This is a genomic window from Caballeronia sp. LZ003 (assembly GCF_031451465.1).
Classification (GTDB): Bacteria; Pseudomonadota; Gammaproteobacteria; order Burkholderiales; family Burkholderiaceae; genus Caballeronia.
Genome location: NZ_JARUXJ010000042.1, coordinates 1 through 1,479 on the forward strand (window position 1 = coordinate 1; position 1,479 = coordinate 1,479).

2 protein-coding genes are annotated in these 1,479 nt (G+C 56.2%); both read left to right on the forward strand.

The window, feature by feature from the left end; translation table 11 throughout:
* Positions 1 to 947: hypothetical protein (locus tag QCE79_RS32740; RefSeq protein WP_309851560.1), on the forward strand; the 947-nt coding region annotated here is incomplete at its 5' end.
* A gap of 128 nt (positions 948 to 1,075) precedes the next feature.
* A partial coding sequence (locus QCE79_RS32745; protein ID WP_309851563.1) for a DUF892 family protein occupies positions 1,076 to 1,479 on the forward strand: 404 nt, incomplete at its 3' end.

The following is a 1,479-nucleotide window of genomic DNA, read 5'->3' on the forward strand; positions in this document are numbered from 1 at the left end:
GTAACGCAATGTTATCGGCAAGCACACTTGAAACCGCGTTCGATATCGGCTGGGACTTTGCTCGGTTTGGGCGAACGCTAGATGCAGGCGTGCACGATCCCGCAGTACTTGAAGGGTTCGCTGCAGGACGCGAGCATTTCCGTGTTCCCCAACACCGCCCGGACCGGTTTGTGTCGAAGTGGCTGCAACTGCGCATCAATGCGTACAAACGGCGTCGTATCCTGGACGCAGGGGTAACACCTTCGTATCTGAGGCGAATTGACGTGCCTTTCTGCCCGATCACCTTATTGCCTCTCACACACGGAGCACTTTGCGATACAGATTGGTCAGTTGATCGGATTAACAACGATGGCGCGTATGCGCCGGGCAATCTGATGGTTATGTCAGTTAAAGCGAACAAGGCAAAAGGCGCAATGAGTTACCAAGCGGTAGCTGAGGTGGCCTCGGCATGCGCGACAGGCAATGCAGCTGCCGCAGACATACGTCGATTATCTGCATCGGGGTGGGCACGGCTCGCATGTGTCATGGTCGGCGCCGCCGACGTCGCCGAAGTCGAATCATCGCTTGGCCCCCTCTTAACGACAATTCCTGAAGACTCTCGTGTCCCACTTTACTACGTGCTACAACAAATGCTGCTGCATTCCGTACTATGTGCATCAAAGCGTAATCAAGTTCTGAAAGACCTCAATCGTCTCCAGCCATCCGCGGAGCGGCGCCTAGCACTTCGCTGCGCAGCGGAACGGCTGTCGATCGCTTTGAAGTCTGTCGCTTTCCCGTACGATGCGCTAGCCGACGCGCTCGTGCAGCGTCAACTTCGAGGATGGTTCCAGGCCGTACCTAGCGCCTGCCTACCGGCGCTACTGAAACTTTGCGCTTCCCATGGTGCCGAGCAATGCGAGCCGACGCTGCCAGCTGCTTGGTCAATACAGACACACGGCAAGTTCTAAAGCCGGGAATCGCCCTGAAGCGCGCGCTTCGCGGTTTATTTAGCCATGCGAATCGCTATTGCCGCGACGCGGCATGCGGATTGCAGTTACTGACGTGCTCTTACCCAACCCCTCTCTTGGAGAGAATCATGGCTGCTGCAACCACCCTTAACGACCTGTTTATTCATGCTTTGTCCGACGTTTACAGTGCAGAAAAGCAATTGACCAAGGCGCTTCCAAAGCTCGCGCGAGCGGCAACGAATCCAGACTTGGCCGCCGCGTTCAAGACGCACTTGGAAGAGACGCAGGGCCAGATTGACCGAATTGACCAAGTCGTCGAGCTATCCGCGATCAAGCTCAAGCGCGTCAAGTGCGTCGCGATGGAGGGCTTAGTTGAAGAGGGGCAGGAACAGATTGAGGAAATCGAAAAGGGGCCGATCCTCGATGCGGCGCTCATTGCCGCTGCGCAAAAAGTCGAACACTACGAAATTGCGACCTACGGAACGCTTGCCGCGCTCGCCAAGAAGCTTGGCTACAACGATGGCATGAAGCT